Genomic DNA, 23,799 nt, shown 5'->3' with positions numbered 1-23,799 from the left:
CCCCAAGCCGCCGGGCACGTAGATCCCAGGCCGACTCCTGCCTCAGGTTCCCCGGTTCGCGGAACCTAGGAACTGACATTGTTCATCCGATGCTCTACAACGCGGAGCAAACTGCGCTGCTCCAGCGTTACCATCGTTTCCGGAACGGGAGGAGACGATGCAAGAGCGTGGCCGCGGCGACGAGTACATCCTCACGGGGCGAGTCGTCGACATCCAGACCGGGCGAGGACTGCCGGATGTGCGCGTCGAGGCATGGGACAAGGGGCGGCTCTGCAACGACCTGGTCGCGTGCGCCTTCTCCGACGCGCTCGGCATCTTCCGCATTGTTCTTGAGACCCGGCACCTGCGCGAGCTCTTCCTCGACCGCGTCCCGGTGTTGTTCTTCCGCCTCTTCGAGGGCCCGACCTGCATCGCCAGCACGGAGCGCTCGGTCGTCTGGCGGATCGATCGCCCGGAGAGCGCGGTGCGGGTCGAGATCAACCGCTCGACGAGTACGCGCAGCTTTACCCCGGCCCCCTTCATCGTACGTGGTCGGGTAGTCACGGCCGCGGGGGCGCCACGCGCGGGCCTCGTCGTGCGCGCCTACAACCGGAACCTCCGGGAGGAGCAGCTCCTCGGCGAGGCCACGACCAGCGATACTGGTAGCTACCGAATCGTCTACGCGGCCGACAAGCTCGCCCAGGACTTCGAGTACACCGGCACGCTGCTCGACGTGGCGCTCTTCGATCCCGGCCCCGGACGCGGGCACCGGAAGTCGGCTGCTGATCTCGTCGTGCGCGTGTACGACGCGGAGCGCGCCGTCACGGCCGAGAAGAAGCTCTGCCACGCGCCACCCACGGCGACCGTGAACCTGGTGGTGGGCGGCGAGGTCTACCGCGGCCCCTCGGCCTACGAGCGCCTTGTTGTTCTTCTGGCCCCTGCCATCCGCAGCGCCTCTCTGACGGACCTCACCGAGGATGACATTCGCCATCTCGCGTGCAGCCTGCGCCTCGATCTGGACGACCTCGACGCCCTCGTCACGGCCACGCAGCTCGCACGCGCCCTCGGGATCCACCCAGCGGCCCTCTACGGGTTGTTCCGCGAAGGACTCCCCCGCGAGCGCCGTGGCTTGCTCATGACGAGGCCATCCGAGCAGCTCCGGGCGCTTCTTCTCGCGCTCGAGCACAACTTCATCCCGGCTGGGCTCCGGGAGCAGGTCGACGCCATCCTCGCAGGGCTCCACAAGGCCGCCGTGCAGCTCGCCTTCGAGCCGGCGGAGATTGGGCTCTCTCTGGGCGATCTCCTCGCCATCGTTCTTCCGGCCCGAGATGCGCAGGCAGCGCTGGTCTCGGCCTACCTCCAGTACGAAGGGCCGGTCGACGGCTTCTGGCAGGGACTTCGGGAATACCCGATGTTCAAAGAAGAAGGGCTCGTCGACCGCGTGCAGCTCGCCCTGCAGCTCGCCACGCTCACCCGCCAGCACCTGCCCCTTGTCCGCGCCCTCGACGAATGGCGTCGCAGCGGGAAGTGGTCGTCGCTCGCCGATCTCGCGAAGCTCGCTGTCCCCGACTGGCTCGCCCTCCTCGAGAAGGGCATTGACGGCGCACCCATCGGCGCCCCGCCTGACGTGCCGGGCGCCGACGACAAGGAGAAGAGCGCGAACTACGCGCTGCTCTTGACCGACACGCTGGCGAATACACTCCCCACGGCCGCGCTCGCGGGGCAGCTCCAGGGCAAGGCGGATCAAGACCTCGCACTGTTCTTCTCGAAGAACCCGGACTTCGAGATCGGCAAGACCCAGGTGCGCTCCTACTTGCAGGAGAAGCCTGGTGCCCTCGACGGCCTGTCCTCGCCGAAGACCGCGACGGCGAACCTCGAGGCCCTCGAGCGCCTCTTCAAGGTGACGCCCAGCCCCACCGAGATGAGCCTGCTCTTCTCCGCGGGCATCCACTCCGCGCAGGGCATCCAGAAGCTCGGCAAGCCGGCGTTCGTCAAATCGTACAGCCAGGTGCTCGGCGGCCAGTCCAAGGCCGAGACCCTCTTCCAGAAGGCCGAGCAGATCACGAGCGGCGCCCTCGCTCTCTTCGGGAAGTTCGCCTCCATCGCTCGGCCGCCTGGGCTCTACGTCCTTCCCGCTCCGGACCTTGCAAGCACGGGTGACGCTGCCGCGCTCATGGACATCTTCGGCCCGCAGAACCTCGCCTGCGAGCACTGCGCGTCGATCTACGGCCCGGCCGCCTACCTCGTCGACGTCCTCGACTTCCTCGGCCGCTACCCGGCAATCCAGAACAAGCCTGGGGATCCCGCGACGGCCCGTGACGTTCTTCTCGCCCGGCGCCCGGATCTCGCGCGTATTGAACTCTCCTGCGAGAACACCCTGACCGAGGTGCCGTATGTGGACCTCGCCGACGAGCTCCTCGAATTCCGCCTCGCGCACGCGGTTGATCCATCCGTTGCCCTCGACGCGCACATCAAGACCGTGGGCACTGCGGAGGAGCTTGCGCTCTCACCCCAGCCCATCCACGGCAAGGCGCGCTTCACGGCCTACAAGGCGCTCGCGCAGGCGAAGTTCCCCCCGGCGCCGCCGTTCAACGTCTGGGCCGAGGAGATGAACATCCTGCTCGCGCACTTCGGCACCTCGCGCGCCGAGCTTGTTGACGTCTTCTCCCAGGCCCCGGCCACGCCGATGCCGCCGGCACCCGGCCTGCTCGATGCGTTCTCGGCGCTGCTCAAGGAGACCAAGGCGGACGCGTCCGCGTTCTTCTCGGCCGTCGCCGAGCGCGCTGGGCTGCCCGCTGCCGACCTGGATGTCCTCATCAACAAGCTCGGCCTCGTCTTCCCCTCGAGTTTCGAGAACCAGGCTGCGGTCGGCCGTCTCTGGAACGCGATCCAAGTCGTAAAGGGACTCGGCGTGTCCGCCACGCGGGCCATCTCCTGGGCCACCACAACGGCTCCGATTGAGAGCGCCAACCCCGCCGTGCTCACCGCCCCGGCTCTGGCAGATGATGTCCGCCTGGCCGTGAAGGCGAAGTACACCGAAGACGCCTGGCCCGAGATCGGGCGTGTCCTTCGCGATGATCTGCGCGAACTACAACGTAAGGCGCTCGTCTCCGCCGCGCTCGCGCTGGGCAAGTACGACTCCACGAACGACCTCTTCGCCGAGCTGCTCGTCGACGTGGAGATGCGCCCGAAGCCGACGACGTCACGCATCCAGCAAGCGATCAGCTCGGTGCAACTCTTCGTGCAGCGCTGCTTCATGGGCCTGGAGCCAGCGGTCACGTCTCTCGACGACGAGGCCGCCGCGCAATGGGCCTGGATGAAGAGCTACCGCGTCTGGGAGGCCAATCGAAAGATCTTCTTCCACCCGGAGAACTGGATCGAGCCCGAGCTGCGCGACGACAAGACGCCCTTTTTCAAAGAGCTCGAGAGCGAGCTACTCCAGGGGGACATCACCGACATCCGTGCCGAGGGGGCATTCCGCAAGTACCTCCAGAAGCTTCACGATGTGGCTCACCTCGATATCGTCGGTGTGTGCGAGGAGGGTCAGAAAACCGGAAGCTCATGGATCACCATCCTGCACGTCATCGGCCGGACGCACACCTCGCCGCGCGTGTACTACTATCGGCAGCGCGTCGACCAGTTGTGGTCGCCCTGGGAGAAGCTCGATCTCGATATCCAGAGCGAGCACGCCCTGCTCGCCGTCTACAACCGTCGGCTGTACTTGTTCTGGGCGCTGCTCGAGGAGGCGGAGGACACCGGGCAAGAAGCGGCACCTGCGCCGAAGGGCGGCAAGCCCGCGGGCCATAAGAAGCCGAAGGAATACGATCTCGATGACGGGGGCAAACCGCAGCCGGACATCGACCCCGACATCGACGAACCGCACAAGTCTCCGGGCCCCAAGGCGCCTGCAATCAAGAAGAAGCCGATGCGGCTCAAGATGGCGTGGAGCGAGTACCAGAACGGCCGTTGGTCACCGAGGAAGACCGGCCCGGAAGAGCCTCTACGCCTCGATCTGCCCGAGGGCGACCCGGCTGCGCTGACGTTCTGGAGCACGTACAAGAACGGCCAGCTCGCCATCCTCTGCGCGGTGAAAGAACTGGCCCCGCCGGATCGAGCGCGCCGGGTGTACGAGCTCGTGCTGGGCTGCGACGGACGCCTGACTGCTAGTTCAGCGTCGAATCCATGTCCCACGGGCGCGCCGTACGGCACGCACGTCGCGGGGATGGAGTTCATCAAGGACAAGGACACCGTGGGCCTCTGGCTGCGCGGCTTCGTGCTCACTGACAAGGATGTGAAGGTCCTAGGGGCGACGCCGAGCGCGTACCGGCTCGTCTGCGCGGAGCGCGGGCCGATGCTCTGGACCATGCTTCACGGCGGATTCCCGCACCCGTCGTTCTTCTACAAGGACGACAGCAGGACTTTCCTCGTCAGGATCGAGCACCAGGCTCAAGCGCCCAAGCGCGTGGTAGCGGGAGAGGCGTCCCCCATGAAGCCGTGGGGACAAGTGCTGCCCGGACTCCCGCCCGCGCCGGCCGAGGGGCCGTTCTACATCCCCAACATCTCGATCGAGCTCGACCCGCGCCAGGTTCGAATCGAGACGTTCTACCACCCGCATGCCTGCGGCATGCTCGAGGCCCTCGATGGCGACGGCCTCGACGGTCTCTTCCGCTGGCCGGCGGACGGCTCTGCCCTCCAGCTCCGGAGCGACGTCTACTTCCAGGAGACCTACAAGCCTGCACTCTCCGTGGTGAAGAAGCCGTACCCGGTTGACGATATCGATTTCTCCTCCGCGGCGGCCTACAGCCAATACAACTGGGAGGTCTTCTTCCACGCGCCCTTCCTCATTGCCTGCATGCTCATGAAGAACCACAGGCACGAGGAGGCCCAGCGCTGGTTCCATCGCATCTTCGACCCCACCCCGGGCACAGGCGGCCCGGAGCGGTTCTGGAAGGTGAAACCTCTCCGCGAGAAGGCCGATCCGAAGGCACTCGCGGCCGAGCTCGCCGCGCTCGCGGCAGGGAATCAAGAAGCCCTCGGGGAGCTCGCGGCGCAGATCAAAGCCTGGCGCGAAGAGCCGTTCAACCCGCACCTCATCGCACGCATGCGGCCGATCGCGTACCAGCGGGCCGTCGTGATGAAGTACATCGACAACTTGATCGCGTGGGGCGACTACTTGTTCTCCCAGGACACGCGCGAGGCAATCAACGAGGCGACGGGGCTCTACATCCTCGCGGCGGACATCCTCGGCCCGAAGCCCGAGCTGAACAAGCAGCCCGAGGCTGCTCCGAAGACGTATGCAGAGCTTCTTGCCTCCGCCCCGCTCGCCGACCTCGAGAACCTCGTGCCCGAGCTCAACGGCGCCGGGGATGTTCCCCTCATCGACACGGCCAACTTCGCGATCCCGCCGAACGACAAACTCCTCGGGTACTGGAATCTCGTCGCGGACCGGCTCTTCAAGGTCAGGCACGGGCTCAACATCGAGGGCCAGGCACGTCCGCTCCCGCTCTTCGCGCCGCCGATCGATCCGGCGCTGCTGGTGAAGGCGGCGGCGATGGGCGTCGATTGGAAGGACGTCAGCGAGGTCGTGCCGATGCCCCACTACCGCTTCGGGGTTCTGCACGCCAAGGCGCTGGAGTTCTGCGGCGGCGTGATCGCCCTGGGCACGGCCCTGCTCTCCGCGCTCGAGAAGAAGGACGTGGAGAAGCTGACCCTGCTGCGTGCGACGCACGAGGCGGCGGTACTTACCGCTACCCGCGAGGTGAAGAAGCGGCAGATTGACGAGGCGAAGCAGACGCTGGCCGGTTTGAAGAAGACTCGTGAGGCCGCCGCGATCCGATACCAGCACTACAAGGGCCTGCCGTTCATGAACTCCTACGAGGAGCAGGCCATGGTGATGTCAGGCGCCGCCGCCATCACCCAGGCCCTCGTCCAGGTCACGCACACCGAGTCAGCGGGGGCCTACCTTCTTCCCACGGCGATCACGGGCGGCGCGGGCATCGCCAGCCCCGCTGCATTGATCGTGTACGGGGGCGAGAACGCGGCGAAGTCCGGTGAGTCGTTTGGCAACGCCCTCGGCGTGGTGGCGTCGTTGATGCGCGACGGTGCAGCGATGAGCGCGACGATGGGCTACTACACCCGCCGCGTTGAGGACTGGAAGCTCCAGGAGAAGATCGCCGCCAAGGAGATCGAACAGCTCGACAAGCAGATCTTGGCCGCCGAGATCAGGCTCGCGCTCGTGGAGAAGGACCTCGAGAACCACGACCTCATCGTGGAGAACGCCAAGGTCGTCGAGGCCACGCTGCGCGACAAGTTCACGAACGAGGCGCTCTATTCCTGGACGGTGAACGAGATCTCGACCGTGTACTTCGACGCCTACAAGCTCGCCCTCGGCATGGCGAGGCGGGCCGCGAAGGCGTTCAAGCACGAGCTCGCGCAAGATCCGCCGGACGTCTCGCTCACGCACTGGGACAATACGAGAAACGGCCTGCTCGCAGGGGAGAAGCTGTTGCAGCAGCTTCGGCAGATGGAGGCCGCGTACTTCGACACGAACAAGCGGGAGTACGAGATCACGAAGCACATCTCCCTCGCGCAGCTCGCCCCGCAGAAGCTCCTCGAGCTGAAGCACAAGGGCGTCTGCGAGTTCGATGTGCCCGAGCTCGAGTTCGACCTCGACTTCCCGGGGCACTACCTGCGCCGGCTCAAGACCGTCAGCCTCTCCGTCCCCTGCGTGACGGATGCCTACGGCACGCTTAACGCCACGCTCACGCTGGTGAAGAGCCGCGCCCGGAAGAGCATCGAGGTCACCGGGGGCTACGCCGAGAAGGTGAACGACGGTCGATTCACCACGCCGTACATCGCCCCGATCTCGCTCGCCATCAGCGGCGCGCAGAACGACGCGGGCGTCTTCGAGCTGTCTCTACGCGACGAGCGGTACTTGCCTTTCGAGGGCGCTGGCGTCATCGGTACCTGGAAGATTGAGCTCTCTGCCAACAACACCGACCTCGACGCATTGAGCGACGTTGTTCTGCACGTCCGCTACACGGCGATCGACGGCGGAGACTCGTTGAAAACCGAAGCACAAAAGAACGCCGCGCTGCTCCTCTCGGGCCTTCGCTTGTTCTCGTTGAAGGACGAATTCCCGACGGAGTGGCGCCACTTCCTCACGCCGGATGCCGGCGCGGCGCAGACGCTCGTGCTGCCGCTCGAGAAAAGCGTGTTCCCCAGATCCCGCAACAGCGGCGCCCCGAAGATCAACGCCGTGCGGATATTCGCCGCCTGGAAAGACCCCACGGCGTACTTCGCGGGCACGCCTCTCGCGGTGAGCGTCGTGCCGCCTGCGGCTTCATCCGTGCAGACCACGCTCGTGAAGGACCCCGGCGCTCTCGACAGCCTGGCCGTGAGCCCGACGCTGACGCCTGCCCCCGGAACATCCTGGGCAGCCGGTTCGTGGACACTCTCGGCTGCAGGCCCCGTGGGCGACGGCCTCGACAACATCTGGGTCCTCTGCGACTTCACGCGCAAGGGGGCCTGACCATGGAGGGCATGCCGAAGCGGTCCTCGGTCATCCCCAGGCCGACGGTGAAGGCGCCCAACCCCTCGCTGCCCAAGGGTGGCGGTGCCGTGCGCGGGCTCGGGGAGAAGTTCAACGCGAACCTCGCCGTGGGCACGGGCACGTTCAACGTCCCGATCGCGACGACGCCTTGCAGGGGCCTCACGCCCGAGCTCGCGCTCACCTACGACTCGGGGACCGGGAACGGCCCCTTTGGCGTCGGTTGGCACCTCTCGGTCCCGTCGATCACACGCAAGACGGACAAGGGCCTGCCCGAATACACCGATCACTGGGACACGGACACGTTCATCCTCTCCGGCGCCGAGGATCTCGTTCCGGTGCTCGGTCCGGATGGGAAGAAGCTGATCACCACCGAGCAGGGCCGGAGGATCCAACGCTACCAGCCTCGCGTCGAGGGGACCTTCGCCCGCGTCGAGCGCATCACCGAGGCGGGCGCCTATTACTGGCAGGTGATCACGAAGGACAACATTCGGCACATCTACGGCAAGTCGAAGACTGCCCGGGTTGCCGATGCATTGTACACAGACCGGATCTTCACCTGGCTCCTCGAGCGCACGGAGGACGCGCGGGGAAACATCATTCAGTACGAATACAAGGCCGAAGACCTAGCGAGCGTGCCGAAGTCTCTCCACGAGAAGCACCGGCACGAGGAGCCCAAGCTCTTCTCGAACAGCTACTTGAAGCGCATTCGGTACGGGAACAAGAAGCCCGGCGAGGCCGACGACTTCTACTTCCAGGTCGTCTTCGACTACGGCGAGCACGCCGCCGAGGCCCCGACACCGGAGGAGGTGAAGCCGTGGCCCTGCCGAAAGGACCCGTTTTCGACCTACAGGGCCACCTTCGAGATCCGCGCCTACCGCCTTTGCCGGCGCGTGCTGATCTTCCACCACATCCCCGAACTCGGCGCGGAGCCGGTGCTCGTGCGCTCGACGGACTTCGCCTATGCGGAGGCGCCGACGCTCTCGCAGCTCGTCGCGGTCACGCAGTCGGGGTACATCCAGAAGAACTGCGGCTACGCGAAGAAGTCGCTGCCGCCGCTCGAGCTCGGCTACTCCCTGCCCGAGCTCCATACCGAGGTACATACCGTCGACCCGGAGTACACCGCGGACCTCGGCAACGTCGACGGCAAGCGGGCACGGTGGGTTGATCTCGAAGGCGAGGGGCTGCCCGGTGTTCTTGTCCAGCACGGCGAGGGCCTGTTCTACAAGCAGAACCTTGGCGACGCCGAGCTTGCGTCGGCCAGGCAGCTCATGCGCCGTCCCAATGCCCTTACACCCACCATGGGCCGCACGGAGCTTCTGGATCTCGAGCACGAAGGCCGTCCGAGCCTCGTGTTCTTCAATAGGACCGGCTCAGGTGCTCACGAGCGCACCGAGGATGGCGAATGGGGGCCGTTCATGCCCTTCTCCTCCCATCCGAACATCCCCTGGAACGATCCGGGCGTGCGCTTCATCGACATCACCGGCGACGGCCAGCAGGACATCATCTTCACGAGCGGGCACGTGCACATCTGGTTTCCCTCGCTCGGCAAGAACGGCTGGGGGCCGCCGCGCAATCTGCCGATGGTCTTCGACGAGGACCTGGCGCCAACGGAGGTGTACCGGGACAATCGAGGCATCGTCTTCGTCGCGGACATGACCGGCGACGGCATGCCCGACATCGTGCGGATCAAGAACGGCAGCATCTGCTACTGGCCAAACCGTGGGCTCGGGCGGCTGGGGCCCAAGGTGGAGATGAGCAACGCGCCGCGGTTCGATGACCCGCTCCGCTTCGATCCTCGGCGCATCCGGCTCGCGGACATCGACGGCTCGGGGACCACGGACATTCTCTACATCGGCGCCGACGGGATCCAGATCGCCTTCAACCAGGCGGGCAATGGCTGGAGCAAGGTCGAGAAGCTGCCGGGGTTCCCCACGGCAGACCTCGGGTCGCCGATCTCGGTGCTCGACTTCTTGGGCACGGGGACGGCCTGCATCGTCTGGTCCTCGCCCTGGAAGGGCGTGGCGCAGCCGCCGATGCGGTACATCGATCTCTTGGGCTCGAAGAAGCCGTACTTGCTCACCTCGGTGAAGAACAACCTCGGGGCGGAGACGAAGCTCGAGTACGCGCCCTCGACGAAGTTCTACTTGGAGGACTTGAAGAACGGGACGCCCTGGGTCACGCGACTGCCCTTCCCGGTGCATGTACTCGCCCGCGTCGAGACCCACGACGCCGTGAGCGGCACGAAGTTCGTCAGTACATACAATTACCACCACGGCTACTACGACAGCGCGGAGAAGGAGTTCAGGGGGTTTGGCCTCGTAGAACAATGGGACGCTGAATCGTTCTCCGAGAACGAGCTCCACCTCCCCCCGGTCCTGACGAAGACGTGGTTTCACACGGGCGCGTTCCTCGAGAAGGAGCGGATCGAGGAGCAGTTCGCGAGGGAGTACTACGCGCTCGACACTCAGGCGCCTGTACTTCCTGACGCCGTTCTTCCGCACGGTATGAGCCCGAGGGAGGCACGGGAGGCGGCGCGGGCCCTCAAGGGCCAGATGTTGCGAGAGGAGGTCTACGGGCTCGACGGCTCGCCGCAGCAACAACACCCGTACCTCGTCACCTCGGCCAGCCACGAGCTCCGCAAGCTGCAACCGGCCACGGACAAGGCGCACGCGGTCTTCTTCCCGTACGTCCGGGAGAAGATCGAGGCCCACTACGAGCGGGATCCGAAGGATACGCGCGTCGTCCACACCCTGGCGCTCGAGGTGGATGCCTTCGGGCATGTGATCCGCTCCGCGACAGTGGCCTACGCCCGCCGGAACATGGAGCTGCCCGAGCAGGGGCTGCTCGCCACGATCACCGAGGCCACGGTGGCGAACGAGCCCAGCGCGCCGGGCTTCTACCGCCTCGGGGTGCCCCTCGAGACCCGGACGTACGAGCTCACGGGCCTGCCGAAGGCGCAGAGCGCGTGCCTGCCCTTCGCCAGCGTCCTCGCCTCGGTGAACAACGCGACGCCCATCCCCTACGAGGCCACCCCCGATGGCAGCCTCCAGAAGCGCCTCGTCGAGCACGTGAGGCACCTCTACTGGGACAGCTCGACCCTGGCCGGCCCGCTGCCTCTCGGGGCCGGGGACGGGCTTGCGCTGCCCTACGAGACGTACGCCGCCGCCTTCACCCCGGCACTGCTCGCCAAGGCCTACGGCTCCCGCGTCACGCCGCAGCTCCTCGCCGAGGGCGGGTACGTCGAGCAAGACGGCTTGTTCTGGATCCGGAGTGGACGGGAGACCTTTGATCCGACCAGGTTCTACTTGCCCATCGAGGTCACAGACCCCCTGGGACAAACCACGGAGATCGGCTACGACAGCCACAACCTGCTCGTGGTTTCCGTCGTTGATCCTCTCGGCAACGAGATCACGGCGGAGAACGACTACCGCACGATGTCCCCGGTCCTGGTCACCGACCCGAACAAGAATCGCACCGCGGTGCAGCTCGACGAGCTCGGGCTGGTCGTGGCCACGGCGGTCATGGGCAAGGTCGGCGCGGCAGAAGGGGACACGCTCGCGGAGCCGACCACCACGTTCGAGTACGACCTCGAGCGGTGGTGCAAGGACAAGAAGCCGAACGTCGTCCGCGCCGCGGCGCGCGAGCGGCACGGGGATCCCGCCACGCCCTGGCAGCACAGCTACACGTACCTCGACGGGCTCGGGCGCGAGGTCATGAAGAAGGTCCGCGCCGAGGCCGGGCCGGCACCGAAGCGGGACCAGAACGGCCTCCTGGTCAAGGACGCGCAGGGGCAGCTCATCCTCGAAAACACGACCGTCCGCTGGGTGGGGACAGGACGAACCGTGTTCGACAACAAGGGCAACGCGGTCAAGAAGTACGAGCCCTTCTTCAGCGCGACGCACGAGTACGAGGACGAGAAGGAGCTCGTCGAGTGGGGCTTGACGCCCATCCTCCGGTACGACCCCCTCGGGCGCCTCGTCAGGACCGATCACCCGAACGGCACGTTCTCCCGTGTGGAGTTCACGCCCTGGAGGCAGACGAGCTGGGACGAGAACGACACGGTGCTGGACAGCGCGTGGTATGCGGCCCGGCAGGCTGGCGCCTTGCCCTCACCGTCGGCCCAGGAGCAGCGCGCCGCCCTGCTCGCCGCCAAGCACGCCGGCACCCCCGCGGCGCTTCTCCTGGATGTCCTGGGCCGGCCGGTCGTGAAGGTCGAGGACAACGGGGCCGCGGGGAAGTACACAACCGCGACGACGCTCGACATCGAGGGCAACCCGCTCGCCGTCATCGACGCCCGAGGCAACATGGCGATGGCGCAGCTCTTCGACATGCTAGGCCGGCCGCTCAGCCAGAAGAGCATCGATGCGGGTGAGCGGTGGACCTTCTTCGACGTGCTCGGCAACCCAATCCGGAGCTGGGACAGCCGCGGGCATGTCGTCCGCTCGGTCTACGATGCTCTTCACCGGCGCACGGAGCTCTGGGTGCAGAAGGACGCGGGCGCCGAGGTCCTGGCGGAGAAGACGAGCTACGGCGAGGGGCAACCGAACGCGCAGGCCGCGAACCTGCGCGGAAAGGTGTACCAGGTCAGGGACGGCGCGGGCGTCGTCACGCACGTGGCTTACGACTTCAAGGGCAACCCGCTCGAGGTGCACAGGCGGCTCGCCAAGAACTACAAGGGCGACATCGACTGGTCGGCCTCGCCGGTGCTCGAGGCGGAGACGTTCGTCCAGAAGACACAATACGACGCGCTCAACAGGCCGACGAGCCTCACCACGCCGGACCAGAGCGAGATCAGGCCGAAGTACAACGAAGCGGGCCTGCTCGAGCAGGTAGAAGTGCGGCTGCGCGGGTCTGCCAACTGGACGACGTTTGTCGATGACATCGATTGCGATGCGAAGGGGCAGCGGGAGAAGATCGTTTACGGGAATGGGGTTGTCACCGAGTACAGCTACGACCCGCTCACGTTCCGGCTGACGCGGATAAAGACGATAAGACCCTCGGACGGGGCACTTCTACAAGACCTTCGTTACAGCTACGATCCCGTCGGCAATATTGTTGAGATCGCGGATCTCGCGCAGAAGACGGTCTTCAACAACGGGCCTGTCGAGCCCGTCTGGAAGTACGAGTACGACGCCTTGTACCGGCTCAGCGAGGCGACAGGCCGCGAGCACGCCGGCCAGAACGTGGACATCCAGCAGGACGACGGCGGCTTCCCCCTGCTGAATGTACCGCACCCGAACGACCCGCTGGCGCTCCGGAACTACACCGAGCGCTACCAGTACGACGCGGTTGGCAACATCGAGAAGATGATCCACGAGGTCGTGGGCCTCTCGGGGAGCTGGACACGCCGCTACGACGTCGCGCCGGAGAACAACCGGCTGCTCCGCACGAGCCAACCCGGCGACGCCGACGGGGACTTCTCGGCGAAGTACGGCCACGACGCCCACGGGAACATGACCTCGATGCCGCACCTGCCGAGCATCGGATGGGACTTCAAGGACCAGACGCGCGAGGTCGATAAGGGCGGCGGCGGCAAGGTGTACTTCACGTACGACGCCGCAGGGCAGCGCGTCCGGAAGGTCTGGGAGCACAACGGGATCGTCGAGGAGCGAATCTACCTCGGGGGCTTCGAGATCTACCGGAGGAGCGAGGCGGGCTCGCTGGTCCTCGAGCGCGAGACGCTCCATGTGATGGACGGGGCCCAACGCATCGCCCTGGCCGAGACGAAGACCGTAGACACCTCGGTGCCGAACCTCGTTGTGTCGTCGCGCGTGCGCTACCAACTCGGCAACCACCTCGGCTCGGCCGCGCTCGAGCTCGACGAGGCCGGCCTGGTGATCTCCTACGAGGAGTACCACCCGTACGGGACGACGGCCTTCCACGCGGCGGCGGCCGGCGTGGAGGTCAGCGCGAAGCGGTACAGATACACGGGCAAGGAGCGGGACGAGGAGACGGGCCTCTACTACCACGGGGCGAGGTACTACGCGCCGTGGCTCGGGCGGTGGACGAGTGCGGATCCGGCGGGGTTGGTGGATGGGCCGAACCTGTATGCGTATGGCCGGAATAACCCCCTCCGCTTTGTTGATCCGGATGGGCGCCAGGCGCTTGTCAAGCAGACAATGGTACGTCCTCCTCGGACGCCCGCTGATGTGCAGGCGGAGCATCGGGCGCAGCAGGTGCAGCGCCCACCGCCACCAACACCTCCACAGAAAAACGAGACGCCTGCCCCTGCACCAACCCCAGCTCCGGCAGCAGCCGACAAGAACAGGGTGCCAGAGGAGCTCCTGAAGGCCGTGGACGAAGGCAAGGTCAGAGCCAAGGCACCATTCCTGACGAAGGAATCGGAGTCGTTCGTCGCAAGGTACTTTCTGTACGCGGTTGACGAACTGCAGAAACGAGGAATTCCGCGACGCAATGCTGTGCTCTTGCTGGCTCAAGCAGGGTTGGAGACCAGCTATGCCCGCAAGACGATAGAGGAACCTGGGAAGGAGCCGCGAAGGAATCCAAACGCAGAAGAGGGGGTCAATAACTTCCTTTCCTTGCAACCGACGCCGCCACAACGCATGGAGCTGGTCGAGCGCGGCATCACCATCAAGTGGGAGGACCGCGGCAACGCCGGGGCGCCTTCTACAACCCCGGTCCCTCAATTCAAGAGCATACGCGAGTCGATCGCGGCGCAACTAGATATCGCATACCGCATCGGCCACGAGGTTCCCGAACGGCATCCTGAGCCGCAAGTCCGGCTCGGAAAAGACATCGTGCGGGAAGGCGCCACGGCAGAGAGCTACGCGCAGGCAGCAGTGGGCTACTCACAGCAACCCTACATGCCCGCGGACCCGAAGGCTCACAACTTCGTCAAGGAGCACAACAGGGTGTTACCCGTTGTTATACGCATGCTGGAGAGCTTGCCAGATGGCACCAGTGCAGAAACGAAAGCATGGGCGATGCAGCTCGTCGCAGAGCTACGTGCACCGAGAAGGTAATATGCGCCTCATGGTCGGTTGGGCAAGCCGCACGCGGGAGCTAGGAACTCGTGGGCTGCTTCTTTCAGCATTGTTGTGTTCTTCCTGCGCCCCCCGATGTGGGGCTGACACGGGGGCGACAGGGGCAGCAACTCCAGCAGAAAGTCCAGCCATTCTTCCAAGCGGCAGCGCGCGAGCTCCCCAACCAACGGACTCCTCTGACATGGACGCGCCAAAGAAGACTCGGTCAACCAAAGGATCGAGCGAAGGTTGCCCGGACGGCATGGTCAGGGTCGAGGGTGGAACGCTGAGTACTCGCAGAAAGGCTCCCGCTGCCATCAAAACCATCTGTGTCGACCGGATTGAGGTTACGGTACAGAGCTATGCGGAGTGTGTTGCCAAGGGTGTCTGTCAGGAGCCAGGAAGCGGAAAGGCGTGCAACTGGGGGGTGCCGGGGCGTGAGCAGCATCCGATCAACTGCGTTGACCTTGCCGGCGCCGAGAAGTACTGCAAGCAAAAAGGCGCGCGGTTGCCGGACTTCAATGAATGGGAATGGGCTGCAGAAGGAAGAGATGCTGCCACGTCCTACCCATGGGGTAACTCACCGCCTGAAGAGAACGCTTGCTGGTCAGGCACGACGAAGCGGACCAGCACATGTCCGGTCGGCTCGTTTCCCAGTGGGGACTCGCCCCAAGGTATTAGCGACCTGAGTGGGAACGTTTCAGAGTGGACGACAACAGCATTCTTGGATATGCCAGGAACGGTTCTATTGCCCGGGGGATCCTGGTGGGATAAGGACCCGGATGCGCTAAAGGCGATAGCGGCAGACCATGACGTTCCCGGACAGAAATACCATTCAATCGGCTTTCGTTGCGTAAAATAGGTGTAGTTCGAGGAGCATCCCGCCTCTGCATGTCCGAGGTCACACGTAGGCCCCGGCCTCGCTCCACCCCGAGTACAATGTGGGCCGCCAAGGAGGCCCGGATGAACCTTCGTTACTTCATTGCGGCGACCACCCTCACACTTCTTCTCGCCGGCCTTGGGATCTTGCCTTCGTGCAGTAGCCCTTCCTGCGACGACGGTGGCGAGGGCTGCCCCTGTACGACAGGCCTCGAGTGCGGCAGGCCGCCCGCCTGTACAGGCTGGATCTGCGACGGCACCTGCCACAGCTTCAACGAGCGCGTGGGCTTCCGCTGCATGATGGAGTCCTGCCCAGGCCCGGACAAGTGCCCTGGCGTGTGCGATGGCGCGGGCACGTGCATCGGGTGCCTGCAGGACGTGGACTGCAAGCCGGGGCATACCTGCGAGCTCGGGAACGTGTGCTCACGGTGCGATGACGGGGTGAAGAACGGAGACGAGACCGACGTCGACTGCGGCGGTTCATGCCCGCTATGCCCAGGGACGTGCAACGTGGATGCTGACTGCCCGGCAGGCTACTGCTGGGAGGGCCTGTGCGTCCGCTGCGATGACGAAATCCAGAATGGGGACGAAACCGGCGTCGATTGTGGGACGATGCTTGGCCACTGCCCCCTCTGCACCGGTTACCCGTGCATGACCGACGAGCAATGCGGGACCGGGATCTGCTCGGGGAACGGTGTCTGCTGCAAAGTCACCTGCGACGGCTGCCAGCAGTGCGGCGTGGATGGGGAATGCGTTCCGAAGTACGGCCCCGTTCCTCCATGGGCGGATTGCCTTCCCGGGCAGGCTTGTGGTCTCGGGGGGACCTGCGCGTGGAAGGACGGTGATCCGTGCACGAAGAACGAGGAATGCTTTCACCTGAAGTGCGTGGACGGGATCTGCGGCTGGTAGCCGGTCCCCATCACGGCGGCGGAGCGAGCTCGGGGACGCAACAGTAGGTGACGGGCATGCCCGTGTACGGCGCGCCGATGACCTCACCCCCGCCGGGTTCGCAGGTGCCGGTCTCGGAGAAAAGGACCTCGGCAGTTTGGCTCGCGAGCGCCGTACCTATCGGCAGGTCGACGCACTTTGGGCCCTCGCTCGAAGGGAGAATCAAGCCACCTCGCTCGGACCCGCATGCGTTATCGGCGTACACCTTGGCTTGCACCTCGCAGAATCCGCCTTGCGGTGGGCCGCAGTTGCAGGCCGAGCAAACCCTCTGCTCCTCGACCTGGATCCACCCATCGTGCCGCTCGGACCAGTCCTTCGGGCACGACAGCAACGCACCGAGCCCGTAGGCCACGCGGCACAGCCGGTATCCCGATGGCGGAGGGAGGATGCAGATGTTCACGAGATCGCAGGCTCCGACGCTTGCGGCCACGTACTCGATCACCTTCGTCCGAACCGGAGGTGGGAGAGGCTGCCCCTCAGGTGGCATGGCCGGCTCGGCGACGCAGGGGGCGACAGTCGGTGGTTCTACGACCAACGATCGAACGCACGGCGACCCATCGCATGGGGCGCCAGCGGGGATCTGGCTCGATGAGGAACAGCTACCGTTCCAACCTGCCGGAGGATCGAACGAGGTGACCGTGGACGAAGAAACATCTTGACAGGAAGTTGAATGGACGTTCCACGAGGTTGGCGCGACGCACCCAGTGGCCGGTACCGCGCATGAGCACGTCGGACACGTCGGCTCGGCGAAGACCACGTCCACCCAGCTCTCGTACCGTTCCGCAGGAAGAGGCGGAGGGGGCGGATCCGTCTCCTTGCCCATCCACACGTACGAGGGGACGTAGTCGAACCCGCCTCCACCCGGCGTGATGCACTGGGCATGATCGGGGCACGCCGATCCTGGACCTCCATCATCCTCGCCCGCATCGACATCGTCGCCAGCATCCGCGTCGGCATTCACGTTGACGTCATCCCCAGCATCAGGCGGACACGCGTACCTCTCTCCTGGCGGCCCGCAGCAGAGGACCTCTTCGTCGGCGTCGTTGTAACAGATCGTGTAGCCCTCGATCTTCCCGTCGCAGCTCTCTGCGTCGCATGCAGCGAGGCAGAACGCGATCACCATGCCGAGGTACGATGCGGAGGTCTTGAACGCACGCACGCCGTAAAGGCTAGTCCTCGAATACGGGCACCGTCAACGTTTGGACCCGAGGGACAAACCGGCGCCGTGCACTGTCGCGTTCCACCAACGCTTGCACCTCTCGCGCTCCCCGGCCAAACTCTGCGCTGGGGACAAACTAGGTCTCTCAGGTCATGCGCGACGCCTCTTCACGCCCATGCAAGGCGCGACGCCTTCTGCTCGTCGCGGCCCTGCTCTGCGGCACCTCGGTAGCGGCGGCGCAGCCATCCCAGGTGCTGCCGTGGCGCCTCGACTACGCCCCTGGTCCTGACGCCCCGAAGAACTGCCCGGACAAAAGCTACATCAAGGCCGCCCTCGCCACGAAGCTCAAGGGCCACGACCCCTTCACCGACGACGCGCCGCGCTCCATCTCCGTGAAGCTGGTGCTCACGCCCCAGCGGATCGAAGCGCACATCGAGGCGCGCGACGAGAACGGAGAGGTTGTCGCCAACCACGTTACCCAGGCGGAATCCTGGCGCTGCGACCAGCTCGCTGACCGTACCGTCTTCTACTTGCGCGACATCATCGACCCTCTGAAGATCCCGCCCGCGACGTCGGCGCAGTCGAGTTCGTCTGCGACGCCCGCGCCATCCGCGCCTTCATCAGCCACTCTGCCCCCAGTTCCCCCTACTCGTGCTCGCGTCGAGCCGTTTCAACCTGCCGCAGGCCCCTCGGCACCCAAGGCCGCGGCGCGCTCGGAAGGGCTGCCGCAGCTAGCCGTCTACGCGAACATGGGGGCTGCCTGGTGGAGTACCCCTGAGACCGCCTTGAGCCTCGCGGCGGGCATGGAGGCGCGGTGGAAGTGGCTCTCCATCGGCGTCGAGTGGAAGTACGACTATGCCTGGGCTTTGCCGACGAAGCTCGCTGTGGACGCTGAACGCGCGGGCGTGGCCGCGCTGGCATGCGGACGCCACGTACTCTTTCCTCCCCGGGTCTCCGCCCGCGCATGTGTCTTCGGCGATGTCGCACTGCTGTCGCTCGACGCCCAGAGAATCAAGCTCGTCAACGATGATGACCTTGTACTCGATTTCGGCGCGCGCCTCGGCGGAGAGTTCAGGCTTGCTCGCTTCTTGAGCCTCCAGCTACACGGGGACATCGCCTACGCGGCCCGTCGTCCAGTGTTCATCGTTGACGGCGAGGAATTCTGGCGGTCTCCCCGTCTCACTGGCGCTGTCCGGGTCGGCGTGGTTGTTCCCTTCGACATCCGGTGAAGGAGCCTTCGAGCAGGAGGCCGTACGATTTATTGGACGGGTCGCCCGTCTCGGCGCGTGTTTGTAGTCGTGCGCCTCCTCCTCCCATTCCTGCATCACGCCAGCGACGCCTTTCTCCGCTTCTACGCGACGCACCTCCTGACCGTTCTAGGGCTCCTGGCGCGGATGGGCGTGCGCCCGGCGGATGTCGACGACCTCGCGCAGGTCGTCTTCGTGAAGGTCTACAAGAACTTCGACAAGGTCCCGTCCGCGGGGGTCGATGACTGGCTCAAGATGATCTGCCAGCAGCAGGCGGCGGAGCACTATCGCCTCCACCGTCACCGCTTCGAGACCCCCGAGGCAGACGTCGGCGTGGACGTGCCCAGCGACGAGAACCCGCACGAGCGCTTCGAGCATCACGAGCTCGATCAGGTCGTCAAACGCGTGCTCCAGACCATGGACGCGGAGCTCGTCGACGTACTCGTCAGGGCCGAGTTCAACGGGGAGTCGCTGCCGCAGATCGCCGCGGCGCTCGGGGTCTCGCGCAACACCGCGCAGGCCAGGCTCGTCGAGGCCAAGGACGTCTTCCGGCGCAGGGTGACTAAGCTGTTCGGCCGGGACTTCACGCCGTTCATGGTGCTGCCTTTCAGCCTCGATACCGTCTTCCGGCCCCAGGACCTCACGCCCGACTTCATCGAGAAGGCGCGGCACGAGGTCTGGCGCGGCGTCGCCCGCGAGCTCGGCTTCAACGAGGCGCTTCCTCCCATCCTGGCGCCGAGCCCGTCGCCGCCCTCCGAGCCGCCGGCTTCGGGCGAGCGGCTCATCCAAGCAGTCGCGCCCCGGGGTTCTTCGCCTGCCGCTCGAGCCACCGCGAAGGCGGTGCTCGAGTTCATCAAGCACCCGCTCTTCCTGGTCGGTCTCGGCGCCCTGGGCGGGGGTGGCGCGGTCGCCCTCTGGCCGCACGACGCACCGCCCGCTGCGCTTCATGCAGTGCCGATGGTGCTCTCCGTCGTGGTTGACGAGGGCGGGCGGGGTGAGAGCTCCTCTGTTGTCGTCGCGCCTGCGCCCACCCCCGGACCGAGCCCGACCGTGATTGTCGTCGCGCACCCGCGTCCCCCTGCCGGCCCTGTGCCACTCAACGACCTGGAGACGACAAACCTCGAACAAGCCCGGGAGATGCTCTCGCGCGGGCAGTTCGCCGAGGCGCTCTTCACGCTGCGGCAGCATGAACGGGACTACCGGGACAGTCATCACGCAGCGGTCCGGAAAAAGTACATCGCCGCGGCGCTCGAGGGCCTGCGGCAGAACGAACAGAAGAGCGGCACCACGCCCTGACCAGCCTCTTGCACGGGGGCGTGCATTTTCCTTGGACGGGTCATCATGTCGGCTCGTGTTTAGAAAGTAAGGGACATGCGGCTTCTACGCCCGGCCATGAGCGCCGGCCTGCGGCGGTGTTTGTCCTCGCGAATTATCATCATCCGCAGACGGCCGCGGTGCAGAGCGCGCATTGGGGTGCGTTCGTCGAGGCATACCACCGCGGTCGCCTGGGGATGGTGATGTTCGCTCGAAGGAGGTCGCGGGACACAGCTCGCATTCGCTAGCCCAGGTTCCGCGCCCGCCTCCGGGCGATTATCACCGTGCCGGCGACGGCACCCGTGTGCTCGGAGGGTACATGGCCACCGAAAACGAACAACACGACCACGCCCGCGATGTGGCGGGCAACGTCAGCGTAGAGCGGCCCTTCGCGCGCACGCTGGGCTGCGGGGACGCACAGCCCGCGCCGAGCTCCACGAGCCCCCGAACGACCATCAGGCCGTCGCCATTGGTGGCAGAGCCGAAAGAGCCTCCACGGCGTCATCGCACGCCCATCGAGGAGGTGAACGACGTCCTCCGGCAGCTCCGCATCCCCGAGCTCGCCGACGTCCTGCTGTTCGCGCAGCGCACCCTCGCCGCGCGTGACGCAGGCCTGGATCCGTCGGTCATGAGCGAGCTCCTCGCTGCGATGAGCCGGCTTCATCCGGCCTACAAGAACACGCAGGGCGTGCCGCTGCCGATCCTCCGTGGGGCGCTCGTCGTAGTTCCTCGCGCCACGCTCGAGGCGGCTCTCCTACGAGCAGAGCGTGAGGGCAGCATCAAGCTCGTCGCCGTCTCGCCCCTCGCGCCGTTCATCGAGCGGCAGGCGGGTATCCACGACTCGAAGCGCGGTCTGCTCTACTTCTGCGCTGCTCCCACACCAGCGAGATGAGAACGAGCGTGTCTCGCCGCGAGGATCTACACCCGTTTGTCGCCAAGCTAGGTGCACGGATCCGAGATCTCCGCCTCGCGCGAGGGATGTCGCTCGAGCAGCTCAGGAAGAAGACCGGCATCGTCGTGAGCCACCTTTCACTCGTCGAGCGCGGGCACGTCGTGCTCACCGTAGGCACGGTCGATCGCATCGCACGCGCGCTCGGCTTGACGCCGATGTTCCTGGTGCTGCTTCCCGAGGAGAGCGAACTCGAGGCGGTCGTCGAGCGGATGGGCCGCATGAGCGCCGACAAACTCGCGCGAATGTTCGAGCGGGTGTCCGCCTCCAAGAGCCTGCGCCTGAAGAAGCCTCGTCCGCGCGGGAGTCACGGTCCGTAGCGAAAGGTTTGTCCCCTCTTGCGGTTTGGCGTGGAACATGCGATCCAGGGTCGCGATGTCCTCCGTGCGTCCGCCTCCCGCGCCGTTCGAGCCCTCGCCTCCGGCCTCGCGAAGGCGGCTCCGATCGGGGCCGGACGCGTTCAGCGTTCTCTCGCGAGACGGTGCCGCCGCGGTCCTGCTCTTCGCCCGTGCCAAACTCGAAGCTGAGCGTCGGCGTGCACCTGGGCTCGTGAACGCATCCCTTCGGGCCTTCGCCTCGGGCGTGGAGTCAGCGGCTCGCAGCGTGACCGAAGGGGTACACGACGAGGGCGTGTTCATCGCACCGCTCTTCCGCCTGCTCCGCGAGCGTGACGAGGTCCCCTCCTGCCCGAGGCTTTCTTCGTTCAAGGCGCGGCTGCTCCAAGCGTACAACCGCGGGCTCCTCGAACTCGCCACGTGCCAGCGCGCCGAGGACGTGAACCCCTTGGTGGTCGCCGCATCTGCGGTTCGTTCCCGACGAATCACATTTCATCTCGTGCAGCGATGGTCGCGTCGGAACATGTTCGCCGCGCTCGACGACGTCGTCGGGGCGCTCTCTCCCAAGGCATACGCCGCCGCAAAAGACTTCGCGCGCAAGGTCCATGAGGATGAAAAGCGCCGTGAAGGGCGCCCCCGCCTGATCACGCTACCGCTCGACGCTTTCGCCGCCCGCGTGCAGGCCGTCGTCAATGAAGGCTCGCACGACGCGCTCGTCGTGGAGCTGTTCCGAGAACTCGATGACCGCGGTGAGGCGACGGGGCTCGGTCTCTCGGCGTTCAAGGCTCGGCTTCGCGGTGCGCATCGCACGGGCCTGCTCACGCTGCGCGCCTGGCAGGCGACGGATGGTGTGCAGACCCCAGCCATGCAGGCGTCCGTGGTTAGTCACGAGGGGATGACGCTGCACCTCGTGTGCTGCACGGCGGCCCCGTTGCCCATCCCGTGGGGGCGGCCGGCGCCGCTCTTGGTTCCCGCGCCGCGCTGGATCGAAGCATCGCAGGGGCGACTGTAATGAGTGAGTATCAGTATTATGAATTTCAGGCTATCGACAGGTCCCTCACCGAAAAGGAGATGGACGAGCTTCGTTCGTACTCGACGCGTGCCCGTATCACCCCCACGAGCTTCGTCAACCATTATGAGTGGGGGAACTTCAAGGGCGACGAAGACGCGTGGATGTTCCGCTACTTCGACGCGTTTCTGTATCTCGCGAACTGGGGCACGCACGAGTTCAAAGTGCGCCTGCCTTCGAAGTTTCTCGACCTCCCCGATGTGCGCCCGTATTGCTCGAGAAACAGCCTGACGGCGCGCAAGAACAAGGACCAGATCGTCCTCACCTTCACCTCGCAGGACGACGAGAACGAAGATTGGGATACCGGCGAGGGCATTCTATCTTCGCTGATCGCGATTCGTGCGGAGCTCGCCCGCGGAGATCGTAGGGTGCTGTACGTCGGTTGGTTGCTCGCTGTGCAAGCCGACGAGCTCGACGATGAGGAGCCGGAGCCGCCCGTGCCGCCCGGGCTGGGGCAGCTCAGCGCTTCGCTCGATGCGTTGGTCGAGTTCCTGCGTATCGACCCGGATCTACTTCGTGCCGCCGCGGAGACGAGCGCGCAGATGTCGACCCTATCGCCCGGCCGAAACGAGCTGATGGCTTGGCTCGCGCCGCTCCCGCCGGCCGAGAAGGATACGTGGCTCGCCCGCTTGTTCGCCGAGGACACGCTGTCCGTGTCGGCGGAGCTTCATCGTCGGTTTGTGGAGGATCACGAACCGGGGCAACCGAGCCTGGCGCCGCGACGAACTATCGGCGAGATTCGCCGCATCGCCGAGAAGCACGCTGTGGAGCGAAAGCAAAACGCCGAACGAGAAGCTGCCGCCGAGGCGGACCGGCGGCAGCGAAAAGCGGCGCGCGAGCGGGCGAAGCGTCTGGATACGCTGGTTGGCAAGGAGCAGCAGCTCTGGTTGGATGTCGAGACCCTCGTCGCGGCCAAGCAGTCCAAGAACTACGTTGCAGCGGTGGAGGTTCTGGTTGACCTCCGCGATCTCGCCGCGAGATCGGGAGCGGGGGACTTCGAGACGTTGCTGCAGTCTTTTCGGAGCCGGCACGCGCGCAAGGCAACGCTCATGGATCGGATCTCGAAGGCCGGCCTGTAGAGCGTGGTCCTTCGGCTCCCTGTCCCCGCGCGACGAGTTTTCCTCGCCTCCCTGCCCTCGCGCGACGAGTTTTCCTCGCCTCCCTGCCCTCGCGCGACGAGTTTTCCTCGCCTCCCTGCCCTCGCGCGACGAGTTTTCCTCGCCTCCCTGCCCTCGCGCGACGAGTTTTCCTCGCCTCCCTGCCTCGCGCGACGACTTTTCCTCGCCTCCCTTGCCTCGCGCGACGACTTTTCTTCGGCTCCCTTGCCTCGCGCGACGACTTTTCTTCGGCTCCCTCCCTCGCGCGACGACTTTTCCTCGGCGCCC

11 protein-coding genes are annotated in these 23,799 nt (G+C 65.7%); 10 read left to right on the top strand and 1 reads right to left on the bottom strand.

Annotation, left to right across the window (positions count from 1 at the left end):
• Nucleotides 1-157 precede the first annotated feature (157 nt).
• The 4 genes from KEG38_RS37700 to KEG38_RS37690 all read left to right on the top strand — a co-directional run bounded on the left by KEG38_RS37700 (nt 158) and on the right by KEG38_RS37690 (nt 16,302).
• Nucleotides 158-7,510: a Tc toxin subunit A-related protein gene (locus tag KEG38_RS37700; RefSeq protein ID WP_272425272.1), complete on the top strand. Its 7,353-nt coding sequence runs from the start codon at nt 158-160 to the stop codon at nt 7,508-7,510.
• Between the two features lie 11 nt (nt 7,511-7,521).
• Nucleotides 7,522-14,514, top strand: coding sequence for a SpvB/TcaC N-terminal domain-containing protein (locus KEG38_RS37695; protein ID WP_272425271.1), 6,993 nt, complete (start codon nt 7,522-7,524; stop codon nt 14,512-14,514).
• On the top strand, nt 14,444-15,376 hold the full coding sequence (locus KEG38_RS56170; RefSeq protein WP_372518218.1) for a formylglycine-generating enzyme family protein: 933 nt from the start codon (nt 14,444-14,446) through the stop codon (nt 15,374-15,376). Before KEG38_RS37695 ends, KEG38_RS56170 begins: the two co-directional genes overlap by 71 nt.
• 101 nt (nt 15,377-15,477) lie before the next feature.
• Nucleotides 15,478-16,302, top strand: coding sequence for a hypothetical protein (locus KEG38_RS37690; protein WP_272425270.1), 825 nt, complete (start codon nt 15,478-15,480; stop codon nt 16,300-16,302).
• 10 nt (nt 16,303-16,312) lie between these two features.
• On the opposite strand, the gene KEG38_RS37685 is transcribed toward KEG38_RS37690, so the two are convergent.
• A complete protein-coding gene (locus KEG38_RS37685) occupies nt 16,313-16,771 on the bottom strand; it encodes a hypothetical protein (RefSeq protein WP_272425269.1) in 459 nt (152 codons plus the stop codon).
• 881 nt (nt 16,772-17,652) lie between these two features.
• Here KEG38_RS37685 and KEG38_RS37680 point away from each other — a divergent pair.
• The 6 genes from KEG38_RS37680 (at nt 17,653) to KEG38_RS37655 (ending at nt 23,493) form a co-directional block, all read left to right on the top strand.
• Entirely contained in the window at nt 17,653-18,729 is a 1,077-nt protein-coding gene (locus KEG38_RS37680) for a hypothetical protein (protein WP_272425268.1), read from the top strand.
• A 69-nt stretch (nt 18,730-18,798) separates the two neighbouring features.
• On the top strand, nt 18,799-20,043 hold the full coding sequence (locus tag KEG38_RS37675) for an RNA polymerase sigma factor (RefSeq protein ID WP_272425267.1): 1,245 nt from the start codon (nt 18,799-18,801) through the stop codon (nt 20,041-20,043).
• Nucleotides 20,044-20,533: 490 nt separating this feature from the next.
• On the top strand, nt 20,534-20,953 hold the full coding sequence (locus KEG38_RS37670) for a hypothetical protein (RefSeq protein ID WP_272425266.1): 420 nt from the start codon (nt 20,534-20,536) through the stop codon (nt 20,951-20,953).
• Nucleotides 20,954-20,961: 8 nt separating this feature from the next.
• Nucleotides 20,962-21,330 carry a helix-turn-helix domain-containing protein gene (locus KEG38_RS37665; RefSeq protein ID WP_272425265.1) on the top strand — a complete coding sequence of 123 codons (369 nt, stop codon included), beginning with the start codon at nt 20,962-20,964 and terminating at the stop codon, nt 21,328-21,330.
• Between the two features lie 283 nt (nt 21,331-21,613).
• On the top strand, nt 21,614-22,357 hold the full coding sequence (locus KEG38_RS37660; RefSeq protein ID WP_272425264.1) for a hypothetical protein: 744 nt from the start codon (nt 21,614-21,616) through the stop codon (nt 22,355-22,357).
• Nucleotides 22,258-23,493: a hypothetical protein gene (locus KEG38_RS37655; RefSeq protein ID WP_272425263.1), complete on the top strand. Its 1,236-nt coding sequence runs from the start codon at nt 22,258-22,260 to the stop codon at nt 23,491-23,493. The genes KEG38_RS37660 and KEG38_RS37655 overlap by 100 nt, the downstream gene beginning before the upstream one ends.
• Nucleotides 23,494-23,799: the final 306 nt, after the last annotated feature.

Source organism: Polyangium jinanense, assembly GCF_028435265.1.
GTDB lineage: Bacteria > Myxococcota_A > Polyangia > Polyangiales > Polyangiaceae > Polyangium > Polyangium jinanense.
Note: the sequence above shows the minus strand (reverse complement) of the source record. Positions and strands in the feature narration are given on the sequence as shown.

Coding starts and splice junctions, on each gene's coding strand:
- KEG38_RS56170 (WP_372518218.1), top strand. CDS start 14,444: ATGGCACCAGTGCAGAAACGAAAGCATGGGCGATGCAGCTCGTCGCAG.
- KEG38_RS37695 (WP_272425271.1), top strand. CDS start 7,522: ATGCCGAAGCGGTCCTCGGTCATCCCCAGGCCGACGGTGAAGGCGCCC.
- KEG38_RS37680 (WP_272425268.1), top strand. CDS start 17,653: ATGCGCGACGCCTCTTCACGCCCATGCAAGGCGCGACGCCTTCTGCTC.
- KEG38_RS37690 (WP_272425270.1), top strand. CDS start 15,478: ATGAACCTTCGTTACTTCATTGCGGCGACCACCCTCACACTTCTTCTC.
- KEG38_RS37700 (WP_272425272.1), top strand. CDS start 158: ATGCAAGAGCGTGGCCGCGGCGACGAGTACATCCTCACGGGGCGAGTC.